Genomic DNA, 770 nt, shown 5'->3' with positions numbered 1-770 from the left:
CGCAACATCGATCTGTCCGTGGGGTCGGTGGTGGGTCTTGTGGCTTTCGCGTCGGGCAAGTTCGTGCTCGGTCATGACCGGAACATCGTCTTGGTGCTGGTGTTGGGCATGGTGATCGGTGCGGTGTGCGGGCTGGTCAACGGGGTGTTGGTCAGTTTCTTCAAGGTGCCGGCGCTGGTGGTGACGCTTGGGACGCTGTATGTGATCCAGGGCCTGGATTACTACTGGGCGCATGGGCAGCAGATCAACGCCGCGGACGTGCCGTCTTCGCTGCTGGAGCTGGGCAGCGGCAGTGTGCTGGGGATCCCGTACCTTCCGTTGATCACGATCGTGGTGATGGTGGGTGTGGGGTACTACCTGCGTTCGTTCCCCTCGGGCCGGGAGTTCTACGCGATCGGTTCCAATCCCGACGCCGCGCGGCTGGCGGGGATCGCGATCCGCAAGCGGATCCTGACGGCCTATGTGGTCAGCGGTGTGCTGGCCGGGTTGGCCGGGGTGTTGTGGCTGGCGCGGTTCGGCACCGTGGTGGCGGATGCGGCGCACGGCTGGGAGCTGAAGGTGGTCTCGGCGGTCGTGGTCGGTGGTGTGGCGATCGTGGGCGGGCTGGGCAGTGTGTACGGCGCGGCGTTGGGTGCGTTGTTGCTGACCACGATCGGCAGTGTCCTGGTGGTGTTGAAGGTCAATTCCTTCTGGCAGGACGCCATCGCCGGCCTGCTGCTCCTCCTGGCCATCAGCGTGGACCGTCTGCTGTCCCTGCGCGTCACCCGCGC

At 65.7% G+C, this 770-nt stretch carries 1 protein-coding gene; it reads left to right on the top strand.

Translation table 11 applies throughout. From position 1 onward, the window contains the following. A partial coding sequence (locus tag QSK37_RS51300; RefSeq protein WP_285637450.1) for an ABC transporter permease occupies nucleotides 1–770 on the top strand: 770 nt, incomplete at both ends.

This window comes from Actinoallomurus iriomotensis (assembly GCF_030269445.1).
GTDB classification, from domain to species: Bacteria; Actinomycetota; Actinomycetes; order Streptosporangiales; family Streptosporangiaceae; genus Actinoallomurus; species Actinoallomurus iriomotensis.
Note: the sequence above shows the minus strand (reverse complement) of the source record. Positions and strands in the feature narration are given on the sequence as shown.